The following is a 25980-nucleotide window of genomic DNA, read 5'->3' on the forward strand; positions in this document are numbered from 1 at the left end:
GGTGCCACGTATGACCAACCCGCTGCTGATCCCGCACCCCCGTACACAGGTGACCCGCAAGGCGCTCATCGTCTGGGTGACCGCGGTGCTGGTTTACGTGGTGGCCATCACCGGGCGTACCTCCTTCGGTGTCGCCTCGGTGGACGCGATCGAGCGGTTCGGTGTCGACGCCTCCCGTATCGCCGTGTTCACCGCGGTGCAGATCGGTGTGTACGCGGCCGCACAGATTCCGGTGGGGATGCTCATCGACCGCTTCGGGCCCCGGAAGCTCCTCTTCGTCGGCGCGCTGATCATGGCGGCGGGCCAGGTGCTCCTGGGCTTCACCACCTCCTACTGGGTGGCCATCGGCGCGCGCGTGCTCATCGGTGCCGGCGATGCGACGGCTTTCCTGTCCGTGATGCGGATCCTCCCCTACTGGTTCCCGCTGAAGAAGACGCCGCTGTTCACCCAGATGACCGCGGCGCTCGGCCAGGTCGGCCAGTTCCTCTCCGCCGTGCCCTTCCTGGCGCTGCTGCACGGCCCCGGCTGGACCACCGCCTTCCTCAGCCTCGGTGCCGTCGGCGTACTCATCGCCATCGCGGCCGGCGTCGCCGTCGCCGATTCCCCCGAGTCCTGGGCGGCGGCCAAGGACGCCAAGGACCCTGACCATGTCCCCGGGCAGAAGGCCCCGGCCGAGAAGATACCCCTCGGACGGCTGCTCCTCATGGTGCTGCGGGAGCCTCTGTGCTGGCAGGGATTCTTCAACCACTACTCGGCGATGCTCCTGCAGATCGTGTTCACGCTGCTGTGGAGCGCGCCGCTGATCACCCTGGGTATGGGGCTGCCCGCCTCCGCCATCGGCATGGTGTTGACCATCAACGTCCTCGCCTCCATCGCCGCCGGCCCGATCCTGGGCCCCGTCTCCGCCCGCCTGGGGCACAACCGCGTTCTGGCGTCGATCCTCTTCTCCGGATTCATCGGCCTGGCGTGGATCATTTTCTTCCTGCCCGCCGAGCCCCGCGGCATCACGGCGTTGATCATCGTCAACATCATCATGGCCTTCTTCACCCCGTCCTCGAACTTCGGTTTCGACGACATCCGCGAAAGCCTGGACCGTCGCATCGTCGCCACCGCCACCGGCATGGCCAACATGGGTGGCTTCCTTGCCGGGATGTTCGCCGCCCAGGCAGTCGGCCTGCTGCTCGACTACTCCTCCGACGGGCGGGCCTACACGTGGACGGACTTCCGCTTCGCCTGGTGGGCAGTCATCGTGACGTGGGGCATCGGCATGACCGGTCTGATCACATCCCGCATCATCGTTTCTCGACGCCGCGCCGCCGGCTCCAGGTCAGGCCGCGGCACCGTCCGGGTGGTGGACAGCTCCGAGGAGTAGATCCTTCGGTGGCGCCGCCACCCCCGCAGTGACAGACGATTTACAGGTTACGTCAAGTAAAGTGCCAGAATAGGCGGATGCGTACAACCATCATCGGCCTTGTCACCGCCCTCGCGGTGACTCTTGGCGCCGTTCAGCCTGCCTCTGCCCAGACCTCTGCGATCATGTCGACGCAGCTCAGCACCGAGACTTCCTCGTCCGACAGCACTGATCCCGATTCCGGGCTCTCCAGTGGCAGCTCATCGGAGTCGTCCACGGACGCCACAGAATCCGATTCAGGTTCTTCGGACAGCGAACTCACCGCCGTCATCGGCGTCCTCGCGGTTGCCGGCCTGATCGCAGGCGGTCTTTACTGGGCAGTCCAGCAGCACATCATCCCGAACCCGCTGCCCGGCATCATCCCGGGACCGCCGGCACCGCAGCAGGCACCCGCCCCGGCCCCTTCACCGGCGCCTGCTCCTGCTCCGGCCCCCGCTCCGGTCTACCAGGCACCGCAGCCGGCACCCGCCCCCGCACCGGTCTACCAGGCCCCCGCCCCGGCACCTGCCAACAACAACGTCTACTACAGGAACTGTGCCGCAGTCCGCGCCGCAGGCAAGGCCCCGCTCTACCGCGGCCAGCCCGGCTACGAGGCTCCGCGCCTGGACCGCGACTACGACGGCATCGCCTGCGAATAGGACGCCAGTCTTCTGGAGTGGTACTTCCTGATGCCGTCGCCGGAATGGGTGGCGGCATCTATTTTTCTCTGTGCTTCTAGACGCCAACGAGGCCCCGCAAGCCAACTTCCGCCCCATCCGCCACGAACGGCCGTATCAACCCTGGTCTCGGCCTGATGGTGCTGATGTCGTCGCCTGCGAGTGACCCCCTCAGCCCAGGATGTAGCGGATCGTCCCCTGCGGGTCCTCGAGGAACTCCCGCATGGCGAGGACCGCCTCCGCCTCCTCGAAGACGGTCTCCGAGATGCCTTTCTCGGTGATCTCGATGATCGAGGCGTCGGGGATGGCCATCATGATCGGCGAGTGCGTGGCGATGATGAACTGCCCGCCACGCTTCACGGCCTGATCGATCTCCGCGACAAGCGCCATCTGACGCACGATGGACAGACCCGATTCAGGTTCGTCGAAGATGTAGAGTCCGGCGCCCTCCATCTGCTCGGCCAGGATGGACATCACGGATTCGCCGTGGGACATCTCGTGCAGGGAGGGCTCGTCCTCCTGGAGGGTGTCAAGGACGGTGACCGTGTCGTAGTGGGTCTCCGCACGCAGGAAATAACCCCGCATGGGAATGGAGCGTCCCCGCAGGGTGAGCCACTTCGACAGGGTTGATTCCGTCCGGTGGACCTGCCCCCGGAAATCCTGGTCACGCAGCGGGCCGCCCGCGGCGTCGAAACCCACGGCGACGGCGATGGCCTCGACCAGGGTCGACTTACCCGCTCCGTTGTCACCGACGAACAGGGTGACGGGCGCGGTCAACCGCAATGCCCCGAAAGCCGCCAGGTGGCGGACCACCGGGAGCGTGCGGATGTAGGTGTCGTCCTGGATGGCCTCCAGTCGAACCGAACTGATGAACATGAACCCATGTTAATGCTCTTCGTCCTCTGCCAGCTGCGCTCCGAGCGCCATCCCCGGCGGCTCCACCTCTGCAGGTGCCAGTCCCCGGACCTCATCAATGGACTGGTCGAGGGAATGGGTGACGGCCACCCCGCTGAACAGCGGCAGAGTGGCCAGCATGGTGGCGGCGATCGTCTGACGGATCTTCGTGGTGTCCATGGCCGCCGAGGCTAGGGGGCGGACCTTCCGGCACCGTGGCAACAGCCTGGGAAGCTGATTCAGCCGTTGCGGCGCGGCGGCTCCTGGCGCCCGGTGAGGATGTCGATGACGCTGCGGATCGCCGCATCTCCGATCGGCCCGGCCTGGCTGCCCCAGTTACCCGAGCTGAAAGGCCCGCGGTGACCGTGGGTGTCTTCGCCCGGTCCGGGGGTCCCGGCCGGGGCATCCGCCGCCTCGACCCGGTCGGCGGTGTCATCGGCGGTGACGGTGAGGATGTTCTCCTTGAGCACCAGGGAGACGTCGTCGTCGACGCCGGCGGTGCGGGCGGCGTCGACAAGCGCACGGAGGTCGGCGAAGGTGGCGTTGTTCAGGTCAATAGACAGGGAAACGGCCATGGTGTCGGCTCCTTGAGGTGGTGGTGCGGGTGGTCAAGGCCCAGCCTAAGCGTGGCCGAGGGGTCTGTCACCACCCTTAGGGGAGGTACCTGACCCCGTTTCAGGGCTGCATCGTCTGCTCTCCCCAGAACACCTCGTCGACGACCCGCCGGGCCTTTCTGGTCAGCCGGAGGTAGTGCTCCAGATACCCCTGGTAGTCCTCCGGGTCCCAGCCGGCGGCACCGGCCACCTGTGCGAGCGCCGGCCCCGGTCCCGGCAGCTGATCCATGCGCCGCCCCTTGACCAGCACCAGCGCGTTGCGGGCGTTGGTGGCGAAGAGCCACGCCTCCCGCAGGATTCTCACCTGCTCGGGCGGGATGATGTTCTCCTCCGCCAGGACGTCGAGGATCTCGAGGGTGGAGGTGTTGTGCAGTCCCTCGTACTCGTGGGCGTGCCTCATCGTCAGCAGTTGAACGGTCCACTCGATGTCGGTGAGCGCTCCGCGGCCGAGTTTGGTGTGGGTGTTGCGGTCGGCGCCGTGCGGCAGCCGCTCGTCATCGATGCGCGCCTTCATGCGACGTATCTCGCGGATGTCGCTTTCCGACGCCCCGTTCTCCGGGTAGCGGAACTCATCGATCATCCGCAGGAAGCGGGTGCCCAGTTCCTCATCGCCGGCGACGACCGTCGCACGCAGGAGAGCCTGGATCTCCCAGACCTCACCCCACTGGCGGTAGTAGCGCTCGTAGGATTCGAGGGTGCGGACCACCGCGCCGGACCTGCCCTCGGGGCGCAACCCCAGGTCAACATCGAGTGGCGGGTCGCCGGAGGGTTTGGCCAGTCGCGTACGCATCCCCTCACAGATCCCGACGGCCCACTTCACGGCGTCGTGGTCGTCCACTCCCTCGGCTGATTCGCAGACGAACATGACGTCGGCATCCGAGCCGTAACCGAGCTCGGCCCCGCCCAGTCGGCCCATTCCGATGATCGAAATCCGGGCCGGAGGTTCCTCCAGATCATGCTGTTCGAGGCTCCACCGCACCTCGGCGAGCAGGCTGGCCTGCAGCACGGCGTCCCACACCAACGAAAGTTCCAGGCAGACCTGGTCGACGGGCATGAATCCCAGCAGGTCCGCGGAGGCGATCCTCGCCAGTTCCACCCGCCGGAGCGACCTGGCGACGGCGACGGCCCGGTCGGGGTCCGCGTGGCGTTTCGAGGATGCCACCAGCGCCTTGTTCACCTGGTCAGGGGCCGGATCCATGACCTTGGGCCCGGCGGTGCCGTCGCCGAGCTGCTTGATGAAGTCCGGCGAGGAGATGATCAGGTCCGAGGTGAACGGCGAGGTCCCCAGGATCCGCATCAGCCGCTGCCCCACCACCCCCTCGTCGCGCAGCATCCGCAGGAACCACACACGGTCGTACGCCGCGTCCGAGAGTTTGCGGTAGTTGAGCAGTCCGGCGTCCGGGTCGGCGGTCTCCGACAGCCAGGTCATCAGCGTCGGCAGGAGCATGGCCTGCAGCTTCGATTTCCGCGTGCCGCCGGCCGCCAACGCCGTGAGGTGCTCGAAGGCGCGTGCCGGGTGACGGTAACCCAGGGCCGCGAGCTGCAGCTTCGCGGCCTCCGGGGAGAGGGTCAGTTCGTCGACGGACAGGTTGACCACGGTGTGCAGCAGCGGACGGTAGAACAGCCGCGAATGCAGATCGGAGATCAGCAGTCGGATATGCCGCAGCTCACGCTGCATTGCCTCTACCGCGGACTTCTTGCCGGAGGCGTAGAACCCCGAGGTCCGCGCAAGCCAGGAGAGGTTCCTTTCGTCATCTTCAGCCGGCAGGGTGTGGGTGCGGCGCAGCCGGTGCAGTTGCAGGCGGTGCTCCAGCAGCCGGAGGAACTCATAGGCCTCGATCAGCTGGTGGCCGTCCTCCCGCCCGACATAGCCGCCGGCGACCAGTGCGGACAACGCCTCCACCGTCGACAGCACCCGCAGTGAATCATCCGAACGGCCGTGGACGAGCTGGAGCAGCTGGACCGCGAACTCTACGTCGCGCAGCCCGCCGACGCCGAGCTTCAGCTCGCGCTCCCGCATCGCCTCCGGCACGTTCTCCAGGACGCGGCGTCGCATGGCCTGGACGTCATCGACAAACGAGTCGCGTTGCGACGCCGCCCACACCATCGGCGCCAACGCCGCCAGGTAGGCACGCCCGAGATCCATCGCGCCGGTCATCGGTCTGGCCTTCAGCAGCGCCTGGAACTCCCAGGTCTCCGCCCACCGCTTGTAGTAGGCGACGTGGCTGTCCAGTGTCCGCACGAGCGCACCGGACTTGCCCTCGGGGCGCAGGTTGGCGTCGACGTCGAAGAACGCCTTCGACCCGATGCGCATGAACTCCCCCGCCAGGCGGGTGGCCTTCGGGGTGGGAGGTTCTGCGACGAAGATGACGTCGACGTCAGAGATGTAGTTCAGTTCGCCGGCACCGCACTTGCCCATCGCCATGATCGCCAGGCGTGTATCCACGCCCCCCTCATCCCCGTAGACACCCGCCACCGCGACCGCGAGGGCGGCGGTGAGGGCGGCGTCGGCAAGCGAGGTGAGCAGACCCGTCACCGTGGTGAACGAGAGTTGGGGTTGTTCGGTACCCTGTCCGCGGCGGGCGACGAACGTGCCGGCAAGATCGTGCGCCGTGAGGCGCATGATGAGGGTGCGGTAGGTCAGCTTGAGGGTGGTCGAGGCCTCCTGGCCGGTGAGACGTGCGCGGTAGGTGCCGGGTGTTCTCAAGTCCGTGGTGGCCGTGTCCGCCTCGACCTCCGTCTCCTCCCCCACCCCGAAAGTCGCAGGTACCGCATCCACGCAGCCGAGCAGCACCTGCATGAGCTCCTCCGGGGTGGGCAGCGGGCGCGCGAGTTCCTGCCAGAGGTGCGGGTTGGCGGCCAGGTGGTCGCCGAGTGCGGTGGATCCGCCCAGCAGCGCGAACAGTCGCACACGCAGAGCGGGGTCGCTCCGGAGCGCACGGTCCAGCTCGGCGCGGGCGTCGCCCAGGGCAGACATGACCCGGATGAGCGTGTTCAGCGCCAGATCCGCGTCACCGGCGCCGCTGAGCGTCCACAACAGATCCGAGGACTCCGGGTTGTCCCAGCCCAGCCAGGCGAGATCCTCGGCGGCACGGGTACCCGTGAGGCTGAGGACGGCCGGGGACGGAACGGTCGTGCGGGCGCGCGGGGCGGTCATGCTCATGAACTCCTAGGTGGGGTCAGTAGTCCAGGTTGGAGCGCAGTTCCCAGGGCGTGATCTGTTCCTGGTAGTTGTGCCATTCGTTCCACTTGGAGCGCAGAAAGTACTCGTAGACGTGCTCCCCCAGGATGTCGGCGACGAAATCAGACTTCTCCAGGATCCGCAGCGCATGATCCAGGGAAGCCGGGAGATCCTTGTACCCCATCGCCATCCGCTCGCGGCGGGTGAGCCGCGAGATGTCGTCCTCTGCCGGATCCCGGAGCTCGAACTCGCCGCGGACGCCCTCCAGACCGGCCGCGAGCAGGACCGAGAATGCGAGGTAGGGATTGGACGCCGAGTCCAACGACCGCACCTCCACCCGCCGTGAATCCGCCTTCGACAGCCGGTAGGTGGGTACCCGCACGAGAGCCGACCGGTTGGAGACACCCCAGGTGGCGGCCGTCGGGGCCTCGTTGCCGAACACGATGCGCTTGTAGGAGTTCGGCCACTGATTGGTCACCGCGGAGATCTCCTGCGCCCGGTGCAGGATACCGGCGATGAAGTGCTTCGCCGTCTTGGACAACGAGATCTCATCGTCCGGATCGTGGAAGGCGTTGGTGTCCCCCTCGAAAAGGGAGATGTGCGAGTGCATCGCGGAACCTGCGTGCTCGGTGAAGGGCTTCGGCATGAATGTGGCGCGCACGCCGTTGGACGCGGCCACCTGCTTGATCAGGTAGCGGAAGGTCATGATGTTGTCCGCCATCGTCAACGCATCCGCATGGCGCAGGTCAATCTCCTGCTGGCCAGGGGCGGTCTCATGGTGGGAGAACTCGGTGACAATGCCCATCGCGTCGAGCGCGGTCATTGCCTCCCGACGAAATCGGGGCGCAATATTGTGGGACGCCTGATCGAAATAGCCGCCGTTGTCGGTCGGTTCAATGCTGCCGGGATCCGCACCCGGCCGGAACAGATAGAACTCCACCTCGGGCGAGATCATGCAGGTGAATCCCTCGTCGGCGGCGAGCTCCACCTGGCGACGCAGGATCTGCCGCGGATCAGACCAGGACGGCTGACCGTCCGGCATCGTGATGTCGCAGAACATCCGCGCGGTCTGCAGATCAGGGTTATCGGTGTCGAAGGGCAGGATCTGGAAGGTGGAGGGATCAGGCAGGGCGATCGTGTCGGATTCCGAGATCCGCGACAGCCCCTCGATCGAGGATCCGTCGAACCCGACGCCTTCCTCGAACGCCCCCTCCAGCTCGGAGGGGCTCATCATGACGGACTTGAGATATCCGAGGATGTCGGTGAACCACAGCCGGATGAAACGGATGTCCCTTTCCTCCACGGCGCGCAGCACGAATTCCTGTTGGCGATTCATGCCCCTCACTCTAATTGCGTACCCGACATGACCGGGTCAAACCGGGTTCCCCGCCGCCGGGCGCGGGTGGCGTCGGGGGTGATTTAAGCTCCCGTTCCCGCAGTTCCCCAGGGCTCGCCCCGGCGAACGGGGGTGGCAATGTCCGGGCACCGTGATCCACTGTTCCCGAACGGACAGATCGAACACCTTTTCCCATGAACGGAGTCAGACCATGACCGCCTCCACCCTCCCCGCCTCCACCGATCCAGAACGCGTCCACCGGGAAGAACTCCAGTGGACCATCGTCGACCGGATCCTCGCCGCAGCCCGCCTGGGGTGGGCGCCCGACGACATCCGCCACCTCGTCGGTTCATCGGTCGACCCGTTCCTCGCCGTTGCCCGTCCGCAGGTCGAAGCGGTGGCCCCGGACACGGTCCGGGCTGCGTGGCGTCGCCAGTGCCACAGCCCGGACAACCGGCACACCGGTGAGTGTGCGACCGGCAGGATGGAGACGATCGCCGAAAAGCTGCGTGACCTGCCGGTCTTTCGGGATACCGAGCTGCTCACCGATCTCCACCTCCTCCGCGGCCGCGACCTCGACCCAGCCGGGCTGAGCACCGACCAACGGCGGGCACAACAGCGGATCACCGGCCTGCTGAAGAAGGCCGAGTCGACCACCTTCGCCGCCGAGGCGGAAGCTCTCGTGGCCAAGGCCCAGCAGCTGCGTCAGCGATACCGGATCGACAACGTCCAGTCCGGACACCTCTCCCCCGAACCGGGAGACGTCGTCAGCTTGCGGGTCAGGTTGACGGCTCCCTGGGTCAGACAGCAGTTCCTGCTCTTGAGCAGAGTCTCGTTCGCCAACTCCTGCCGGAGCATCCTGAACCGGAGCGTCGCAATCGCCAGCCTGATAGGCCACGCCGACGACGTCCGGCATGTCGCGGAACTGTTCGCCAGCCTCAACCATCAACGGGACTACTTCATGCGCACCGCGCCGGGCGCCCACGAGGCTGCACGGGAAAGGCAGACCCTCGCCTACCGGCGTTCCTTCCTCTTCAGCTACGCCATCCGGATCGGGGATCTGCTCACGGCGGCGGCCGAGGAGGTCGCGCTGACTCCGCACGAGGAGAAGAACATCCTGCCGGTCCTGGCCCACCGCGGCGTGATGTCAGGGGCCGCCACCGACCGGCTTTTCCCGCACACGACGGGGATCTCCTTCGGCCACGAACACCACGCGTCCGGAGCGGCAGACGGCGTCCGCGCCGCCGAGCGTTCACGCCTGGAACCCCAAGGCCCGGCCATGGAAAATGCCTGACCTACCGCTCGCCACAACCCTCACAGCGGTAGGTTGGACCCATCAGGTGTCATGTCCTGAGTATTGTTTTCCCTGCGCAGATTCCGGAGGATCCACCATGCCCACCCGTACTTTCCTAGAGGTAGAAGCAAAGTTCGCCGTGGTCGACACCGCCGTCGTGCCTGACCTGACCCGACTGGCGGGGGTGGAGACGATCGCGTCGACCAGGACCCACCGGATGTCCGCCATCTACTACGACACCACGGATATGCGTCTCACCCGTTCGAAGATCACGCTCCGCCGCCGCGAAGGCGGGGACGACGACGGCTGGCACCTCAAGCTACCGGCGACGGGCGGCCGCCTGGAGATCCACGCAGAGCTCGGCGAACCGGTGGACGGTCTGTACCAGGTGCCCGAGGAGATCCTCTCCCAGGTTCGCGCCCTGGTCCGGAACGAGGAGCTCGCACCCATCGCCCAGGTGGACAATGAGCGGGTGGAGTCGGTGCTCGCCGACGAGGACGGCAGCCCCCGTGCCGAGTTCTGCGATGACCATGTCTCGGCATGGTCGCTGCTGCCGGGTGGTTCCCACTCATCATGGCGTGAGTGGGAGATCGAGCTCGCCGGAGAAACCCCGGGTACGGAGGAGGGTGACGCACTCATGCACTCCGCAACCCAGCTGCTCATCAGCGCCGGCGCCCGGGTGTCTTCCGCCCCCTCCAAGCTGGTCATGGCCCTCGGCGATTCCGCGCACCAGGCTCCCCTGCCGCCTTTCCTCGTCGACGCCGACGTCGATCCTGATTCCCCGGCCGCTGCCGTCCTTGCGGCCCTGAAGCTCAACCGCGACAAGCTGCACGAGTATGACCCGAAGGTGCGCCGCGACGAGTGGGACTCCGTCCACCAGATGCGCGTCGCCACCCGCGAGCTGCGCAGCCACATGGAGACCTTCAACGGCATCCTCGGCGGTGAAGAACTCGAGTACATCGAGGCCGAACTGAAGCTTCTGGCCAGCATGCTGGGCCACGCCCGCGACGCGGAGGTGGTGGAGGAACGTTTCCTCAGCCTGCTCGACTCGGAGGACTCCGAAGTACTCGACGAGACCGCCCGTGGGCACCTCCGCGAGGACATGGGTGCGGAATACCGCCGCGCCCACCGCCGGGTCATCGCCACCCTGAACTCCGACCGCTACCTCCATCTTCTGGACGCCATTGACCAGCTTCTCGCTGATCCTCCGGTGGTCGGTGCCCACGCCTCTGCCCTGAGCCGGCCCCCGACTGAGGCGGAGGAGCCGGCCGCTGAGGATGAGGCCGCCGATCTGGAGATCGTCGCAGAGGGCGACACTGATCTCGCCGAACCGGCCCCGGCCACCTCTGAGGAGGAGGCCGCCGAGGCCGTAGCCGCACCGCAGACCGCGGAGGAGGTCGAGGCGATCCTCTCCGAGCATCTGGAGGAGGCCTACAAGCGGCTGATGAAGCGGCACCGCAAGGCGGTGGAAAACTGGGAGAACTACGAGCTCACCCTGCACGAGCGCGAGAACTACTTCCACGACATGCGCAAGTCCGCGAAGAAGCTGCGCTACGCGGCGGAGGCCGTGGGTGCGGCAACCTCACTGAAGACCAAGCGCCTGTACAACGCGTGCAAGCAGATGCAGGCCAGTCTCGGTGACTTCCAGGACGCCGTGACCTCACGCGACAGGCTGGTGCAGATGGCGGACGGCGCCCGCCGTCGGGGCGAGGACACCTTCGGTTACGGCCTGCTCTACCAGCGTGAACGCGCCCTCGGGCTGAAGTCGCTCGAGGAGTACGCCGCAGAGGTCAAGGCCATCAGGTTCGCCTACGACCGGTTGATGAAGAACGCCAAGGAGGATGCGAAGAAGGAGGCCAGGAAGGCCCACAAGGAGGAGAAGAAGCAGAAGAAGTAGAACCAACGGCCCCTCCGCCTGGAATCTCAGACGGAGGGGCCGTGGCACTCAGTCCCGGTCGGCGGGAGCGGCGGAGCTACTTCTTGGCGGAATCCCAGGAGGCGGGCTTGCCCCAGTCGTCCTCGGAGTTGTCTTCTGCATCCGCAGCAGCGTTGCGGGCGGCGGCGGCCTCAAGGGCGTGAGCGGCTTCCTCACGAGTGTCGTAGGGGCCCATACGGTCGTCCCAGGCACCTTCTCTGCCCTGGGTCACTTCGCGGGTCTTCGCGTCGAAATACCATTTCTCGTCTTCGGGGAGCATGTTTTCCTCCTTCAGTGGGACTGTCCGTCTGATGATTCCCAGGCTACCCGTGCTCAACTCCGTACGGTGGGGACTAAAGTCAAGGATGACAAGAGTGTAAGGAGAACAAGCACCATGCCGATGTGGCCTACAGCCGAGCTTCCCACCACCGACCGTGCGCGCACCGCTCATCGGGAGGAGGTGGGTGCGGATCCCACCCATGTGGCCCACGCCCCCGCGACGTGGCTTCTCATGGGTGAGCACGTGGACCACTCCGGTGGCGTGGTGCTCGCCGCCCTGGCTGAGCTTGAGGTGGCGGTGGCGCTGTCGCCGCGAGGCGACGACATCGTGAAGGTGACTCTGCACGCGACCACACCCGAGGGTGTGAAGGTCATCGACGATCAGGTGAGCATGGGTGTCGTCTCTGATCTGGCCGCCACCCAGCAGGCGGGTGTCGACGACCGCGGGCGCCCGGTTGAGCCGCCGACCCCGGCGGGCGGACTCGCTGTCCGACTGGGTGGCATCGTGTGGACCTTGATCCACCGTCAGTTGCTCTCCCGGGACACCAGTGGCCTGGACGTCACTGTGGTCACCGACATCCCGGACGGCATGGGGCTCGGCGACGAGGCCGCGCTGGAGGCTGCCTTTACGCTGGCGCTGCTCGGCGATGCACCCGACCTGGATGAGGCGCCGATGCGTACCCGCCTGGCCGAGGTGTGCAGCCAGTCCTCCGAGATGTTCGCCCCCGCCCCGCCGCTGCGGGCCCGGTACACCGCGGCGCTCCGTGGGCCGGGTGATTCGGTGTCGGTCATCGACTACGCGGACGGTTCCGTCACCCAGGCCCCGCATCCGCAGTCGAGCGATCTGGAGTTCTTCGCCATTTCGGTGCAGCAGGCGCGGACGCGGCGGTCGGACGAGATCGCGCGTCGTCGGCGTTTCGTCGAGGACGCCTGCCACGCCTTCGGTACGGAGTCACTGCGGCTGCTTCCCGACGCCCCGCAGCGCGTCGTCGAGTGGCTGACCGCCGTCCATAAGGTGCACGGCACAGACGACACCCCGTCGGTAGGCGAAGCAGCCGCGTGGCTGGCTTTCGAGGAGAAGGAGACGGCCCGGGCGCAGCAGTTGGTCCGGGCGCTGAGGTCGCGGCGCACCGATGACATCTGGCCGCTGCTCGCCCAGTCCCAGTCCGGACTGACCGGCCCCTACGGTCTGCTGGGCTCCGAAGCGATGGTTCAGCTGTGCCTGATGCGGGGTGCGCTGGGAGCGCGGGCGGCGTCGGCCGGCAACGTCGAGGGGGTTATCGCGGGTGTCGGCGGTCGACAGGCGTCGAACTTCGCCCGGGATCTTTCCGACGACGGCCTCGTCGTGGTGCGGCTGGGACGGGGCAGGGCCGCAGGTCTGGAGAAGCAGGACTGACAGAGGCTTCCCCACTGCACCTGCCCACCGCCACGTCAGGGAACGGGCAGGCCTTAGTCCGCGGGCCAGGCGAAGGCGACGTCGCGGGACTCCACGTCCGCGCGGATGAGCGAGACCTTCGTCGCGGTGCCCTGCTCCGGGTGGCCGAGGGCGTTGGCCAGGACCGGGGGCTCGGGGACGAAGATGCGCGCCTGGTCGCGCTCGGCGTCGGAGGTGAGGATGACGGCGTCGAAGTTGTGGCCGACCCAGGGGGCGAGGACGGTGGCCTCGGTCAGGTCGAGACATGCGCGGTCGACGGCGCTGGCCAGCTGGGAGGTACGTTGCATGGCCTCGATGACGTCGTCGGCACGCTCGGTTACCCAGGCGGGCACCTCCTGGCCTGCGCAGATGGCCAGGCAGTATTCGGTGGCGAAGCGGTCGATGAGGCGGCGGAGAGGCGCGGTGACGTGGGCGTAGTAGCCGCCGATCCCGGCGTGGACCTCGGCCTCGCCGTTGCGCAGACTCACGTAACCGGAGCCGCGGAGCAGCTTCTGGGCCTCACGCATGACGGCCATGCCGCGGGCGTCGGTGGCGTCGACGTGCTGGAGGAAGTCGCCGATCTCGCCGTCCTCGGCAAGCTCATATCCCAGGGCGCGGGCCTCGGCGCGGAACAACTCCTCCGCCTCCCGGGTGGCCGGCCGCAGAGTCCGCAGCAGCCCGGCGCCGTGCTCGACCATGAGGTTACCGGCACACATGCCGGTGAGCAGGGAGATCTCGGAGTTCCAGTCCATGACCTCGTGGCGGGGCTCGATGGTGAGCCCGTAGGTGCCGTCGTCGTGGGCGAGGACGCGCTGGGAGGGAAGGCGGAGGTTGATCGCGTGACGCCTGAGGGCGGAGACTTCCCGGAGCTGGCCGACCTCGGGGAGCAGTTCGATGGCGGGGTGCATGCTTCCGGCGAGGTAGTCCTCGTGGACTTCGTCGTAGTTGAGTCGGGCGTGCGACCTGATGAGGGCGCGTTCAACGTTGAAGTCGCGGACCTCGCCGGCGATGTCGAGGTTGATGGTCCAGAGGACGGCGGGGCGGTCGACCTCGGGAAGCAGGGAGGCCGAGCCCTCGGAGAGTTCCGCCGGGTGGAGTCGGGACGGCTCGTCGGGCAGGTAGATGGTCTGGCCGCGGCGCATCGACTCCGCCTCGAGGCTGCCGCCGGGCTCGATGAATGCGACGACGTCGGCGATGGCGTAGAGCACCCGGTATCCGGTGGCGCTGCGTTCGATGTACACCGCCTGGTCCAGGTCCATCGAACCGACCGGGTCGATGGTGACCAGGGGGATGCCGCGTGCGTCTCGACGCCCGCCCGCGAAACGGTCCGTGGCCGCCGCGGCCTCCGCGCGGAGCTCCGGCGGAAAATCGGTGGGTACGTCGAACTCCTCGGCGATGCCGCGGAAGTTCAGGGGCGCTGCATAGAGCTTCATGAGGCCCCATTCTTACACAGCCGCTCCCGGATCAGGAGGCGAACAACTCCTCCAGATGCTGGTTGACCTGCTCCATGTAGGAGGGAACGAATCCGAAGAGCCCGAAGTGTCCTGCCAGGTCATCGATGACGCGCAGCTCCGCGCCCGGGATGAGATCGACTTCGGCGGCGCAGTCACGGACGGGGAAGAACATGTCCTCGCTGATGGGCATGCTGAACACCTTCGCCCGCACCCGGCCGAGCGCTTCGGCCAGGTCACCGTCGGTGTGCCTGGACACGTCACCGTGCTGCCATTTGCGGCCCATCACCAGCAGGGAGTTCGGATCCAGTGAGGCGAAGATCGGCTCGAGGAATTCCTGGACGGTCTGCTGCGGGGTCTCCATGCCCAGGTCGCGCCAGGCCTCCTGCTTCCACCATTCGGTGGACAGGCCCATGACCGCCCAGACCCGGGCGTGTCGTTTGAGTCCGACCTCGACGTCCTCGTTGCTGGTGTGCTCGCCGCCCTTGAATCCGGGGTCGGAGGTGACGGCGTCGAGAAGCACCTGTGTGAACAGGACGTCGTGCGGGGTGTTCTTCGCGGTGCCGGCGATGGGGGCGACACGATGGACGCGGTCGGGGAAACGTACCGCCCATTCGTAGGCCTGCTGCGCGCCCATGGAGGCACCGACCACGGCGAAGAGTTCGGTGATGTCGAAGTGCTCGCGCAGCAGCCGCTCCTGCGCGACGACGTCGTCGCCGATGGTGACGAAGGGGAAGCGGGACATGGCGATCGATTCGTCTTCGGTGTTGTGCGGCGAGGTGGACAGGCCGTTGCCGATCTGGTTGACGATGACGATGAAGTACTTCGACGGGTCCAGTGCATGCCCGGGCCCGATGTAGGTGTCGAGCCACGCCTGGTGGGTGCCGGTGAACCAGGTGGGGATGAGGATGGCGTTGTCCCGGGCTTCGTTGAGGGTGCCGCGTGTGGCGACGGCCAGCCTGCAGTCCCTGATGACGCCGCCGCGCTCGAGCTCGAGTCGGCCGATGCTGATCAGCTCGTACGGGCCCTGGACTTCGGGGGTGTAGAAGGGGTTGTGGTACATGCGGGTCTCCTCCGGCGGTGTCGCGACGAGCAGCTGCTGTGACGTGACATACACCTTAGGGCCTGATCCTGTACCCGGGTACGGTATTTGACCATGAGTTCTGAAGACCCGTCCATCGTGATCTCCCTGTCCGAGACCCACCAGGCCCAGCTGGAGATGCTCGCCGACGAATCCGGCCGCTCCCCCGACCAGGTCATCGCGGAGCTGATCCGGCGGGAATGGGAGCGTTATTCGGCCCGGCGCGGCGTGTGCACGGCGTCGGAGAACATCGCGGCCGCGCGGGGGGTGGTGGAGAAGCAGCTGCGGGATCTGGTGAAAAAGGGCGAATGAGTCGACCTGTAAGCCGGATTCTGTACCCCGTCAAGGGGCGGTGATCATCCATCTGGGCGGGTCATCGCTGACCGCCTCAAGCAGCTACCTTCGGACTCGGGCGAGCAGCCCTCAGACGTCCGATCCGGCCTGCGACGTGGCAGACCATGATGCCTTGCTCCCGGTGGGGTTTACCTGGCCGGGACAGTCACCTGCCCCGCCGGTGCGCTCTTACCGCACCCTTTCACCCTTACCCTGCCGCCGGAGCGGCAGGGCGGTCTACTTTCTGTTGCACTTGCCCGCGGGTCACCCCGGGTTGCCGTTAGCAACCACCGTGCTCGGTGGAGTCCGGACTTTCCTCGACCCCCTCCTGCCCCGACGACGGGGTGGTGAGGGGGCCGCGATCACCCGGCCGACTCATTCGCGAAGGTCCACCTTACTCTGCCCGTCCGCGTTCCGGAAGAGCCGAGGTCAGGGCACCGATCAGCGCAGATGCGCGGTGTCGTTGAAGATGCGCAGGGTCGACCCGACGCGGGCTTCCTCGCCGAAGAACTCGACCACGCTGAGCGAGGCCAGGTCCAGGAACATCCGGGACACCACGTGGGGGCCCGCGTCCAGTGCCTGCCGGATGAAGGACTTGATCGGGGTGACGTGGCTGACCACGAGCACGGTCCTGCACTCGTAACGCTGCTGCAGGTCCCGACGCACGGCGCGCACACGGTTGTGCAGGATCTGCAGGGACTCGCCGCCGGGCGGGGTGACGGTGGGGTTGGACAGCCACTCTTCGTGGAGGTGGGGGGACATGGCGTGGGCCTCGTCGAAGGTTCTGCCCTCCCACTCGCCGAAGTCCTGCTCGATGAGTTCGTCGATGATCTCCACCTCGAGCCCGAGGAGCTTCGCGGCCGCCTCGGCGGTCTGCACGCAGCGGGTCAGGGGGGAGGTGACGATGGCGTCGATCCCGCCCCGTGACTGGAGCATGCGGGCCGCGGCGGCGGCCTGCTGCACGCCGAGGTCCGTGAGCGAGGGATCGGAGTGGCCCGAGTACTGTTTCGCTGCGGACATTTCGGTCTGGCCGTGACGAAGCAGCACGAAGCGGGTCGGCGGGGAGGTCGCCCCGGTCCAGTGGGAGGGGGTTCCCGAGGTGGACTGGGCGGTGGCGACGATCTCGCAGTCGTCGGCGCCGCGCTCCCCCTCCGACGGCTCCGCCTGCTCAGACCCTGCCTGTTCAGGCACCGACGTCCCGCCCACAATCCCCGGCGCGTGTCCGGCGGCGGCGGCATCCATCGCCTGGTTGGACAGTGCGTCGGCGGCGGAGTTCTTCGCGCGCGGCACCCAGGTGAAGGTGACCCGGTCGAAGTGGTCGAGGAGGGGGCGTGCCTCGAGGGCGAGTTTCTGCATGTCGGCGTGCTTGATCTTCCAGCGTCCGCTCATCTGCTCGACGACGAGTTTGGAGTCCATGAAGACCTCGAGGGTCTGGGCGCCCAGGTCCCGTGCGGCCTCCAGGCCGCGGAGCATGCCGTGGTATTCGGCGACGTTGTTGGTGGCGCGTTTGCCCACGACGTAGACGATGTCGCGCAGGACGGTTTTTCCGTCGGCGGCGTAGACGACGGTTCCGGAGCCGGCGATCCCGGGGTTTCCGCGGGAGCCGCCGTCGGCGTAGACGATCACATGGTTATGTCCGGGCACTAGGACTGCTTCCGGACGAGGTAGGTGCCGCATTCCGGGCAGTGGGGCAGCTCGTCGGCGGGTGCCCGGCGCACGCGTTCCTGGTCCATGCCGGACAGCACGATGTAGCAACCGCCGCAGGTGCGTCCGTTGAAGTCGGCGGCGCCGACGTCGGAGTCGTTCTTCTGGGCCTCGTACTCGGCGAGCACGTCCGCGGGGAGCTGGGAGCGCAGCTCGGCGATGCGGGTCTCGGGGTCGGTGACTGCGGCGGCCGCGGCGTTGGCGGCGTCGGCGGCGCGCTTGGCCATCTCGAGCTGGCGGGTGAGCTCGTCGGACTTCGCGCCGTGGACGTCGAGGTTGTTGCGCAGGGCGTGGATCTGGTTGTGGCTTTCGGCGAGTTCGCTCATCAGGTCGGCGATGCGGGACTTGGCGGAGTAGCGGTCGTGTTCCAGTTCGCGGCGGCGCTCCGGGTCGGTCTCGGCGGTCAGCTGCGCCTTGTCGTCGCGTTCACGCTTGCGCAGCTTGCGCTCGTCCTCCTGGATGCGCAGGATCTCGGCCTCCATGTCGTCGACGGCCATCCGGGCGGAGGCGGAGGCGTTGAGCATGCGCTGCTGTTCCTGGACGAGGCGTTCGTATTCCGTCTGTTCGGGGGTCACGAATGCCTTGTCGCCCACCACTTCGAGGGAACGTTCGGTGTTGGCCAGCTCAAGCAGGACGGCCTGCTGCTTCGGGTCGAGTTTCATGTCTGATCTTTCTGATCGTGTGCGTGAGCGGACAGGGTCCAGGGGTCGGTGCGCAGGTCGATGACGTGCGTAGCCACGCCCGCCTTCTCCCCGACGATCCCCGCCGCCTGCGCGGTCCACGGGAATTCGCTCGCCCAGTGGGCGGTGTCGATGACGGGCGGGCCGCCGGCCCGCAGGTATTCATCGACGGGGTGGTGCCGCAGGTCGGAGGTGACGTAGGCGTCCACGCCCAGGCCCCGTACTGCGTCGAGGAAGCTGTCGCCGGACCCGGAGCTCACCGCCACGGTGCGGATGATGGCGTCCGGGTCGCCCGCGGCACGCACCCCCCACTCGGTCTGTGGCAGGGCGTCGGCGACCTGTTGGGTGAAGTCCCGCAGGGTCATCGGTTCGGGCAACTCACCGATCCTACCCAGTCCGGGGGCCCGGGTGTTATCCGAGGTGTCGGCCATCTCGAGGATGTCGAAGGCGGGCTCCTCGTAGGGGTGGGTGGCGCGGAGGGCGGTGATGAGGGCGCGGCGTCGGGAAGCGGGGGCGACGAACTCGACCCGCAGCTCAGTCGCCCGGTGCGGTACGCCGACCTCGCCGTCGGTCGGGTCGGCGCCGGCGACGGGCGTGAACTGGCCGGTGCCCTCGATCTCGAAGGCGCAGTCGCGGTAGTCGCCGATCTCGCCGGCGCCCGCCTCGAACAGTGCCCGCTTCAGCGCCTCGGCGTCGCCCGGGGGAACGTGCACGCCCCACTTGTCCACGCCCGCGCCGGACTTCGGCAGGATCGGCCGGCCCGGGGTGATGCCCACCAGCTCGGCGAGGCGGTCGTTGACGCCGGGGCGGGCGGAGTCGGCGTTGGTGTGCGCGGCGAACAGCGCCACCCCGCCCCTGATGAGGGTGTGGATGACCCTGCCCTTCGGGGTGTCGGCCGCCACGGACGTCACCCCCCGCATGAGCAGGGGATGGTGGATCACCAGCATCTGCGCACCGATGCGCACCGCCTCCTCGGCGACGGCCTGGGTGCAGTCCAGCGCGAACGCCACCGTTCGGACCTCATCCGCCGGATCCCCACAGATCAGCCCCACTGCGTCCCAGCTCTCCGCGAGCGACGGCGGGTAGGCGGTCTCGAGGACCCTCCGGATCTCAGCGACAGTACTCATGGCTCCTTAGTGTAGACGGGCAGTTTGGTGTCCTCTCTGGCACATTGGGGACGTGAGTATTCTTCTTCTCGACGTCGACGGCACCCTCATCGATTCCCTCCCCGGTATCCAGCGCGGATTCCGCCACACCCTCGATCAGCTCGACTGGCCCCACCCGGACCAGGAGTTCACCGACCACATCGCCGGGCCCCCGATGGAGACCACGCTGCGTTCCCTGGGCATGAGTCCCGCCATGGCGCAGGAGGGTCTGGGCATCTACCTGGAGTACACCCGGCGCGGTGGCTGGGCCGACGCCACGAGCTTCCCCGGGATGCTCGATCTGCTGCGCAGGTGGAAGTCCGAGGGCCTGACGCTGGCGACCGCCACGTCCAAGGGGGAGGCCTTCGCCCGGCTGATCCTCGAGCGCGAGGGTTTCCTCGAGCACATCGATTTCCTCGGCGCCGCCCAGGAGGACGGCCCGCGGCGCCACAAGTCGGCGGTGATCGATCACGTGCTGTCCACGAACGGGTGGCGTGTTGACACGTCCGATATCCTGATGGTCGGCGACCGCTCCCACGACATCGAGGGTGCCGCCGAGCACGGCATCGACACCGTTGCCGTCGCCTGGGGATACGGAACCCCCGTGGAGTGGGCGAGCGCCGCGCGCACCGCACACACGCCTGAGGATCTTGAAGGGATCGTCCATGACTGGCTCGCCACACGAGGATGAGCGTTACCACGTCGATTTCGTCTGCACCGGCAACATCTGCCGCTCCCCCATGGCCGAGGTGATCTTCCGCGACGCGGTGGAGCGCTCCGGCATGGCCGCGTACATCCGGGTGTCCTCCTGCGGCATCGGCGGCTGGCACGTGGGCAACGGCGCCGACAAGCGTGCCGTCGCTGAGCTGCGCGCCGCAGGCCATGACGGCTCCGACCACATCGCCTCCCGGCTCGGCCCCGAGGACATGGCCGCTGACCTGCTCATCGCCCTGGACACCGGACACGTCGCCGAAATGGTCACCCTGGGTGTGCCGGAGGAGAAGATCCGCCTGCTGCGCAGCTTCGACCCGGACGCCCCGGAGCAGGCCTCCGTGGACGACCCCTACTACGGCGGGCCCGAGGGTTTCACGCAGACCCGCACCCAGATCGAGTCCGCCGTCGAGGGCCTGCTCGCCTTCGCGCATGCGGCCGTCCGGGTGAGCAACAGAGCGGTCTAGGCACTGCAGGTAGACTGTCATTCTGATGAATACGACCAGGCAGCGGTACGGCAGCGTCCACGGGCAGGGCAGGAAAGGGTGGCGGACCTTTCTCAGGCCCGGCTGGGTGTTCATGATCCTCGCGATCATCGCCTTCTCCTATGCCGCCTTCTCCTTCCTCGCCCCCTGGCAGCTGAGCAAGGACGATGACATCGTCCACCGCAACGAGCAGGTCGACGCCGCTTTCCGGGTCGACCCCGTTCCCGCCACCGAGATCTTCGGTGCCGGCGGGGCCGTCGCCCCGGAGGATGAGTGGCGCCGCGTCATCCTCGAGGGCCGCTACCTCACCGACGATGAGGTTCTCCTGCGCCTGCGGCCCGTCGACTCCTCCCCCGCCTTCCACGCGCTGACCCCGTTCCGGCTCGAGTCCGGGGAGACGATTCTGGTCAACCGTGGTTTCACCGTGCCGCTGGACGGCAACGTCCCGGACATGACCGACGCCCCCACCGGGCAGGTGACCATCGTCGGCCAGGCGCGTCTCAACGAGCAGGTCCCCGGATCCCTCCCCATGACCGACCAGGGCTACCGACAGGTCTACGGCATCAACACCCGACAGATCTCCGAGGTCGTCGGTGTGGACCTCGGACGCGACTTCGTGCAGCTCTCCGCCGATCAGCCGGGCGTGCTCAACCCCATCCCGGTGCCCAAGCTCGACCGTGGCTCGCACCTGTCCTACGGTTTCCAGTGGATCGCCTTCGGCATCATGGCACCGCTCGGCCTGGGCTATTTCGTCTGGGCGGAGCTGCGTGAGCGTCGCCGTGTGCGCTCCGAGGAGGAGGAGCTCATCGACACCCCCGGGGAGGTCCCCGCGGCCCCGGACAGCGGGCGCGACCGTTACGGTGACTCCCGTCCGGACCACTACGGGCGCCTGGCCAAACGTGACCGTGAGCGCTTCTGATAATCCACAGGTCAAGCCCAGGCAAAATCGCCTGCGGAGGGTTAGGCTGGGCATGTCATCCCAACTAGTTTCCGCAGGACAAAAATCATGGGCTTCTGGAACCGACTCATCGGAACCTCCGGCGCGGAGCGGATCGTGGACGCACGCGCGGCAGGTTCCCCTTCACCACGCCACCGGCGTGCCACCGACATGCATGAAGAGCTGTGCTGCGACCCTCGGGTAGCCGCCCAGGCCCTCCTCCTGGCGACGGATAACGCTGCGGAACTCGGGCTCGTGCCGAACAGGGAGATCACGGTCGATGACATCGACCTGGACTTCTACAACGGGCCCGACGGTTTCCGGCTGGAGCATCTCAGCGCGTTGCTGCGGCTCACGGAGGACGACGGCACGCCGTTGTACCCGAAAACCGTGCACTTCGACCCGGAGTGCGTGAACTCGAATGACGCCTACTCCCGCCTCGTGTGGCAGGTCGCTGACGCCGCCGGGACGACCGAGCGCTTCGCCGATGTCCGCTGTGACCTGCACTTCGGCCCCAACTTCGCCAAGTTCCCGGTAGGTGAACTGCACTATCGCCTCGATGGCGAGCCGGTTCATCATGACGTCGCCGTGGAAGGCGAATGGGCCGACCCCGAGGTCGTGCGCAGGATCTTCCAGGACGCCACCCCCGAGGGTCACCGCTGGGTGGCCACCGGTGACTTCGCGGTGCACGTGTGGGTACCCGAGGAGCACGCCGACAACATCGCGCGTATCTTCGCTTCGGAGGACACCGCCGCAGAAGCCCGCCTCGCCGGCCGCTTCTACGAGGAACGTCACCACGGACCCCATCGACACCACCCAGACCCCGCAGGAGCAGTACATGAAGAGCAGGAAGAAGCAGCGCAACAAGGTGAGGAAGGTCATCGAGACGGTCCCGACCACCGTCGAGACGGACAGTGACCTCCTCGGCCCCAGCCTGGAGACGCTCGCGGCCTATGACTTCCGCCCTTCCGCCGGGATCTCCGTAGGCGACCTCGACGCCGATGCTTTCCGACGCCGCCCCCTCACCACCCTGCTCACCCACCTCGACGAGGACGGCCACCCCGTCTTCGGGCGCGTCTACATCGACCAGGATGAACTGACCCGCACCACCGTCGCCGACCTCACCTGCTTCGCCACCACCGTCGCCGGCCACGCCGGCACCGGCGGCGAGATGACCGAGCCCATCGTCATGACCGACCCCGGCTCCCCCACCACCGGCAGCCTCCGCTACACCGTGGGTCAGACCGTCCGGGACCATTCCTTCCACATTGACCCGGACTTCGGCGACGGCCTCGTCGAGGCCGACATCCTGGAAGGCGTGGCCCCCGAGGGCTACGACGCCTTCACCTTCTACGCCGGCCCCGCCATGAAGCCCGTCACCATCTGGCTACCCGCCGACAGCGACGACAAACTCATCGAGGCCCTCGTCGCCGAGAACCCGGAACCGCGCGCAACCGAGTAGCACGAACCATAAAAGCCACCCATCACAAGTGATGGGTGGCTTTCAGGTGGTGCGCTCTGACGGGCTCGAACCGCCGACCTACTGGGTGTAAAGAAACAGTTACCCCTCTGGCCGGTCTGAGGAAACGTCCCTTGGCCTGGGGGAACGTCTACTCAGCGCGTCTCGCGCCGACTCACCAAAACCCGCCCAGACTAGCAAGTCCGAGGCCAAAGCGGGGCCACCCGTGGGGTCTCCGAGGCCCTCGCGCCGCGTCGGCGGGTCCGGGTTCCACGAACCTTCCCCAGCCCGGCGGAGCGCTACCAGTCGGCAGGTGGTTCCGCCAGCCCGATAACCCCGCCCGATAACCCCGTGACCAGGGGAAACCTTGTGGGAGGATTATTTCGGCTGATTCAATTTTCCTAGAGATTGAGGGAAACGCCCTCGACCGGAAAGGGAAACATGAACACTCTCGACCAGAACCTCGTCCGCCGCAACAACGGCAAGATCCACGACGTCGGCTGCAGCCACCGCCCGGCCAGCATCCGCCCCGTCGCCGGGACGAAGGGCATGACCATCCAGGAGGTCGTCGCCAAGTACGGCACCGACCTCTGCAGCCACTGCTTCCCGGCGTCGGTGGTTGAGCGGGCCCAGGCCACCGAGACCGAGACCGCCCCGGTCCAGGGGCCGGAATACCAGGGCACCGTGTCCGAGGAGGACGGCCTGCTGGTCGTCACCGTCTCGAAGCACCCGGGCCAGTACGACCCGAACGCCCATGACGTGTACGCTGCCGCTAATGGGGAGTGGGTCGTCACCAACCCCCACTCCGGAACCTACCGCGTGTCCGCCACCCTGCAGACCGTCTCCCGGAACGGCACCATCGTGGACACCCGATATGCGGACCACGCCCACGTCCTGCCCGCTGTTCGAGCAGGTGTCGAGGCCCTGAACCGCTACAACGAGGCGGAGCAGGCACAGCAGGCCCCCGACCTGGACACGAGCGGCGAGCTGAGCGCAGACGACGTGGCCCTGGTCGTCCGCGACCTCCGGGAGCGGGGCCTGATCCACGGAGCCGTGGTGGGTGCCTCCCCGATGACCGGCGAGACCATCGCGCAGGTGGCCGATGTGGTGGGGGAGTCGTGGTTGCTTGAAGTCGGCCCCTTCGGAGTCTGGACCGACCGGGACGGCACCCTCGAGGGACACACCACCGCCTGCGAGAACGTCTGGGGCGCTGGCCTGGCGCTGGCCTGGGCGATCAACGCGGACCGCGACGAGCTGGCCCCGACGGGATAGCCTTCCCCGGCCTCCCGTGGTACCTCCCGCCGCCCGGGAGGCCACGGCGGGGCCGAGCGCCCGACCCGTACTCAAACCCGCCGGGGAGCCACGGAGCGTATACCATATCCGCCGACTTCCCGCGCTCCACTACCCCCGCTAATACCCCTGACCTGGGGAAACACCTTGTGGGGGGATTATTGCCCGTGATTTAATTGTATTAGAGATTGAGGGAAACGCCCTCACACCCCCCCCACACACAAGGAGAACACCATGGAAATCCCCCGGACCGATGCCAAGAACCTGCTCGCGATTGCCACCTCCTACGACTACCTCTCCGGCGACGCAGGGGTGGCGGTCACCGACGAGATGAAGGAAGACCACGCGCAGCGCCTGCTGGTGCTCAACAAGATGGTTGCACCCGAGATTCTGAACGCTGCCCCCGTGATCTCCGGTTGGTCCGCCACCAACGACTGGATCGCAGACCAGAACGTGATCTAACCAACAACCAGGGAAAGGAACCCCAAAATGGCACTCACCGCCCAGCAGATGATCGAGTACCTGAGCAGCTTGGACCCCGAAACCGAGATCCGCTCCGTCCACCAACCGAACTGGCCGCTCGAGGCTCGGATCACCGGCCTGGCCCAGAACAACCCCGACGAGCCGGTCTACCTCCTGGCCTACGGCGACGGGGGTTACCCGCCCGAGTTCGAGCAGGTAGAAGACACCTACTGATCCCACCACCCCCCACCCCACCACCGAGAGAGAAGGAACCGAAATGAACACTCACCAGGACCGCGCAGAGCAGATCGCCGCCACCATCGCCAAAGATATGGAGTCTGGAGCCTGGTCCCCCACCCCAGAGTTCGCCCAGGCCCTGGCCGACGAACTCGCCCTGGCGATTACAGAGGGAGAGGGTGGCCACTTCAACGGAGTTGCGACCCTGCTTAATTCTCTCGCCACAGCCGCCCACAACTCCCAGTTCAGCGACTAACCACCACCCCACGAAGGAGAAAACATGTTCGATCTACTGGAAGCAATCGCCGCGATGTTGACCAATCAAGACTACCTACCTGGCTGGCGTGTCCTGGGCGTCGAGGAGGACCACCCGTTGATCATCCTCTTGCTGAGCCTGCGACAAGCCTAACCACTCCCCCACCAGCCCAAAACCCGCAACAAGGAGACCACCATGACCACCACCACCCACACCACCCTGAACGCCCCGCGAATCTGGTTGGGGTGCCTCCAGGACTACAACGCTGGCCGACTGGTCGGCGCGTGGTACGACGCTGTAGACCTCTACAACGACGAGGATCTGGGCACTACCGAGGACGTACACGAGCAGGGCGGGTTCCCTGCCGGAGATTACTGCGAAGAAATCTGGGGACTGGACCACGAGAACATGCCCGTTCGCGGTGAGATGGGTCTGGACGAGGCCCGTAAGTGGGGCGAGCGGTACGAGGAGCTGAATGATGACGACAATTGGCTCGTCTTCTGCGCGTGGGTCCGTGACGGCAACGCCCCCTCCGTCTCTGAGTTCTCAGACCGCTACCAGGGCCAGTGGGACAGCTTCCGCGATTACGTCGAAGATGCGGAAGAAGCCTGCGGGACCTTCGACGGCTGGCCTGAGCTGGCAGTTCGTTTCTTCGACTGGGACAGCTACGCCGACGAGATGGAGCAGTCCTACAACATCATCGACGCTCCACAGGGGGTCTGGGTATTCAGCCACTGACCACCTGCCGACACGAA

28 protein-coding genes and 1 other RNA gene are annotated in these 25980 nt (G+C 67.0%); 17 read left to right on the plus strand and 12 right to left on the minus strand.

Annotated elements, in window-relative coordinates; translation table 11 throughout:
* Nucleotides 1-10: 10 nt before the first annotated feature.
* Both CETAM_RS09060 and CETAM_RS09065 read left to right on the plus strand, forming a co-directional pair.
* Nucleotides 11-1372, plus strand: a complete 1362-nt coding sequence (locus tag CETAM_RS09060; RefSeq protein ID WP_156228558.1) for an MFS transporter — start codon at nt 11-13, stop codon at nt 1370-1372.
* Between the two features lie 77 nt (nt 1373-1449).
* Complete coding sequence (locus CETAM_RS09065; RefSeq protein ID WP_156228559.1) at nt 1450-2049, plus strand: excalibur calcium-binding domain-containing protein; 600 nt, start codon at nt 1450-1452, stop codon at nt 2047-2049.
* Between the two features lie 189 nt (nt 2050-2238).
* On the opposite strand, the gene CETAM_RS09070 is transcribed toward CETAM_RS09065, so the two are convergent.
* The 5 genes from CETAM_RS09070 to CETAM_RS09090 form a co-directional block, all read right to left on the minus strand.
* On the minus strand, nt 2239-2943 hold the full coding sequence (locus CETAM_RS09070) for an AAA family ATPase (RefSeq protein WP_156228560.1): 705 nt from the start codon (nt 2941-2943) through the stop codon (nt 2239-2241).
* Nucleotides 2944-2952: 9 nt separating this feature from the next.
* The gene (locus tag CETAM_RS09075) at nt 2953-3141 is read right to left on the minus strand and encodes a hypothetical protein (protein ID WP_156228561.1); all 189 of its coding nucleotides are present in this window, start codon (nt 3139-3141) and stop codon (nt 2953-2955) included.
* A gap of 59 nt (nt 3142-3200) precedes the next feature.
* On the minus strand, nt 3201-3536 hold the full coding sequence (locus CETAM_RS09080) for a hypothetical protein (RefSeq protein ID WP_156228562.1): 336 nt from the start codon (nt 3534-3536) through the stop codon (nt 3201-3203).
* A gap of 100 nt (nt 3537-3636) precedes the next feature.
* Complete coding sequence (locus tag CETAM_RS09085) at nt 3637-6738, minus strand: bifunctional [glutamine synthetase] adenylyltransferase/[glutamine synthetase]-adenylyl-L-tyrosine phosphorylase (RefSeq protein ID WP_156228563.1); 3102 nt, start codon at nt 6736-6738, stop codon at nt 3637-3639.
* Nucleotides 6739-6754: 16 nt separating this feature from the next.
* Nucleotides 6755-8092, minus strand: coding sequence for a glutamine synthetase family protein (locus tag CETAM_RS09090; protein ID WP_156228564.1), 1338 nt, complete (start codon nt 8090-8092; stop codon nt 6755-6757).
* A gap of 211 nt (nt 8093-8303) precedes the next feature.
* Between CETAM_RS09090 and CETAM_RS09095 the strand changes: the two genes are divergently transcribed.
* Together CETAM_RS09095 and CETAM_RS09100 are read left to right on the plus strand one after the other, a co-directional pair.
* Nucleotides 8304-9386 (plus strand): DUF2786 domain-containing protein, encoded by a 1083-nt coding sequence (locus tag CETAM_RS09095; RefSeq protein ID WP_156228565.1) that lies wholly within the window; start codon nt 8304-8306, stop codon nt 9384-9386.
* Nucleotides 9387-9483: 97 nt separating this feature from the next.
* On the plus strand, nt 9484-11283 hold the full coding sequence (locus CETAM_RS09100) for a CYTH and CHAD domain-containing protein (protein WP_156228566.1): 1800 nt from the start codon (nt 9484-9486) through the stop codon (nt 11281-11283).
* Between the two features lie 76 nt (nt 11284-11359).
* Here CETAM_RS09100 and CETAM_RS09105 read toward each other — a convergent pair whose 3' ends face one another.
* Nucleotides 11360-11581 (minus strand): hypothetical protein, encoded by a 222-nt coding sequence (locus CETAM_RS09105; RefSeq protein ID WP_156228567.1) that lies wholly within the window; start codon nt 11579-11581, stop codon nt 11360-11362.
* 114 nt (nt 11582-11695) lie between these two features.
* On the opposite strand from CETAM_RS09105, the gene CETAM_RS09110 reads away from it, so the two are divergent.
* Entirely contained in the window at nt 11696-12976 is a 1281-nt protein-coding gene (locus tag CETAM_RS09110) for a galactokinase family protein (RefSeq protein ID WP_156228568.1), read from the plus strand.
* Nucleotides 12977-13029: 53 nt separating this feature from the next.
* Here the strand turns inward: CETAM_RS09110 and CETAM_RS09115 are convergent, their stop codons facing one another.
* Both CETAM_RS09115 and CETAM_RS09120 read right to left on the minus strand, forming a co-directional pair.
* Nucleotides 13030-14427, minus strand: a complete 1398-nt coding sequence (locus CETAM_RS09115) for an RNB domain-containing ribonuclease (RefSeq protein ID WP_156228569.1) — start codon at nt 14425-14427, stop codon at nt 13030-13032.
* 31 nt (nt 14428-14458) lie between these two features.
* Entirely contained in the window at nt 14459-15508 is a 1050-nt protein-coding gene (locus tag CETAM_RS09120; protein WP_156229462.1) for an alpha/beta fold hydrolase, read from the minus strand.
* A gap of 93 nt (nt 15509-15601) precedes the next feature.
* Here CETAM_RS09120 and CETAM_RS09125 point away from each other — a divergent pair, with 93 nt between their 5' ends.
* Nucleotides 15602-15838: a hypothetical protein gene (locus tag CETAM_RS09125; RefSeq protein WP_156228570.1), complete on the plus strand. Its 237-nt coding sequence runs from the start codon at nt 15602-15604 to the stop codon at nt 15836-15838.
* On the opposite strand, the gene rnpB is transcribed toward CETAM_RS09125, so the two are convergent.
* The 4 genes from rnpB to CETAM_RS09145 form a co-directional block, all read right to left on the minus strand.
* Nucleotides 15832-16237, minus strand: an RNA gene (rnpB, locus tag CETAM_RS09130) — RNase P RNA component class A. The two genes, CETAM_RS09125 and rnpB, sit on opposite strands and share 7 nt — an antisense overlap.
* A 63-nt stretch (nt 16238-16300) precedes the next feature.
* Complete coding sequence (locus CETAM_RS09135) at nt 16301-17503, minus strand: bifunctional RNase H/acid phosphatase (RefSeq protein ID WP_231587423.1); 1203 nt, start codon at nt 17501-17503, stop codon at nt 16301-16303.
* A complete protein-coding gene (locus tag CETAM_RS09140) occupies nt 17503-18225 on the minus strand; it encodes a zinc ribbon domain-containing protein (protein ID WP_156228572.1) in 723 nt (240 codons plus the stop codon). Before CETAM_RS09140 ends, CETAM_RS09135 begins: the two co-directional genes overlap by 1 nt.
* Nucleotides 18222-19370: a Nif3-like dinuclear metal center hexameric protein gene (locus CETAM_RS09145; RefSeq protein ID WP_156228573.1), complete on the minus strand. Its 1149-nt coding sequence runs from the start codon at nt 19368-19370 to the stop codon at nt 18222-18224. The genes CETAM_RS09140 and CETAM_RS09145 overlap by 4 nt, the downstream gene beginning before the upstream one ends.
* Before the next feature lie 52 nt (nt 19371-19422).
* Between CETAM_RS09145 and CETAM_RS09150 the strand changes: the two genes are divergently transcribed.
* The 11 genes from CETAM_RS09150 to CETAM_RS09195 all read left to right on the plus strand — a co-directional run bounded on the left by CETAM_RS09150 (nt 19423) and on the right by CETAM_RS09195 (nt 25963).
* A complete protein-coding gene (locus CETAM_RS09150) occupies nt 19423-20079 on the plus strand; it encodes an HAD hydrolase-like protein (protein WP_156228574.1) in 657 nt (218 codons plus the stop codon).
* Nucleotides 20054-20566 (plus strand): low molecular weight protein-tyrosine-phosphatase, encoded by a 513-nt coding sequence (locus CETAM_RS09155; RefSeq protein ID WP_156228575.1) that lies wholly within the window; start codon nt 20054-20056, stop codon nt 20564-20566. The genes CETAM_RS09150 and CETAM_RS09155 overlap by 26 nt, the downstream gene beginning before the upstream one ends.
* A gap of 25 nt (nt 20567-20591) precedes the next feature.
* Nucleotides 20592-21503, plus strand: a complete 912-nt coding sequence (locus tag CETAM_RS09160) for an SURF1 family cytochrome oxidase biogenesis protein (protein ID WP_156228576.1) — start codon at nt 20592-20594, stop codon at nt 21501-21503.
* An 87-nt stretch (nt 21504-21590) separates the two neighbouring features.
* Nucleotides 21591-22439: a hypothetical protein gene (locus CETAM_RS09165; protein WP_156228577.1), complete on the plus strand. Its 849-nt coding sequence runs from the start codon at nt 21591-21593 to the stop codon at nt 22437-22439.
* On the plus strand, nt 22360-22983 hold the full coding sequence (locus tag CETAM_RS09170) for a hypothetical protein (RefSeq protein WP_156228578.1): 624 nt from the start codon (nt 22360-22362) through the stop codon (nt 22981-22983). Before CETAM_RS09165 ends, CETAM_RS09170 begins: the two co-directional genes overlap by 80 nt.
* Nucleotides 22984-23421: 438 nt before the next feature.
* Nucleotides 23422-24252 carry a hypothetical protein gene (locus tag CETAM_RS09175; protein WP_156228579.1) on the plus strand — a complete coding sequence of 277 codons (831 nt, stop codon included), beginning with the start codon at nt 23422-23424 and terminating at the stop codon, nt 24250-24252.
* Between the two features lie 252 nt (nt 24253-24504).
* Entirely contained in the window at nt 24505-24732 is a 228-nt protein-coding gene (locus CETAM_RS09180; protein WP_156228580.1) for a hypothetical protein, read from the plus strand.
* A 27-nt stretch (nt 24733-24759) separates the two neighbouring features.
* Nucleotides 24760-24966 carry a hypothetical protein gene (locus CETAM_RS09185; RefSeq protein ID WP_156228581.1) on the plus strand — a complete coding sequence of 69 codons (207 nt, stop codon included), beginning with the start codon at nt 24760-24762 and terminating at the stop codon, nt 24964-24966.
* A gap of 43 nt (nt 24967-25009) precedes the next feature.
* Complete coding sequence (locus CETAM_RS09190) at nt 25010-25225, plus strand: hypothetical protein (RefSeq protein WP_156228582.1); 216 nt, start codon at nt 25010-25012, stop codon at nt 25223-25225.
* Between the two features lie 24 nt (nt 25226-25249).
* Entirely contained in the window at nt 25250-25378 is a 129-nt protein-coding gene (locus tag CETAM_RS13945; RefSeq protein ID WP_269076374.1) for a hypothetical protein, read from the plus strand.
* A gap of 42 nt (nt 25379-25420) precedes the next feature.
* Complete coding sequence (locus CETAM_RS09195) at nt 25421-25963, plus strand: antirestriction protein ArdA (RefSeq protein ID WP_156228583.1); 543 nt, start codon at nt 25421-25423, stop codon at nt 25961-25963.
* Nucleotides 25964-25980 lie beyond the last annotated feature (17 nt).

The organism is Corynebacterium comes (assembly GCF_009734405.1).
Taxonomy (GTDB): Bacteria; Actinomycetota; Actinomycetes; order Mycobacteriales; family Mycobacteriaceae; genus Corynebacterium; species Corynebacterium comes.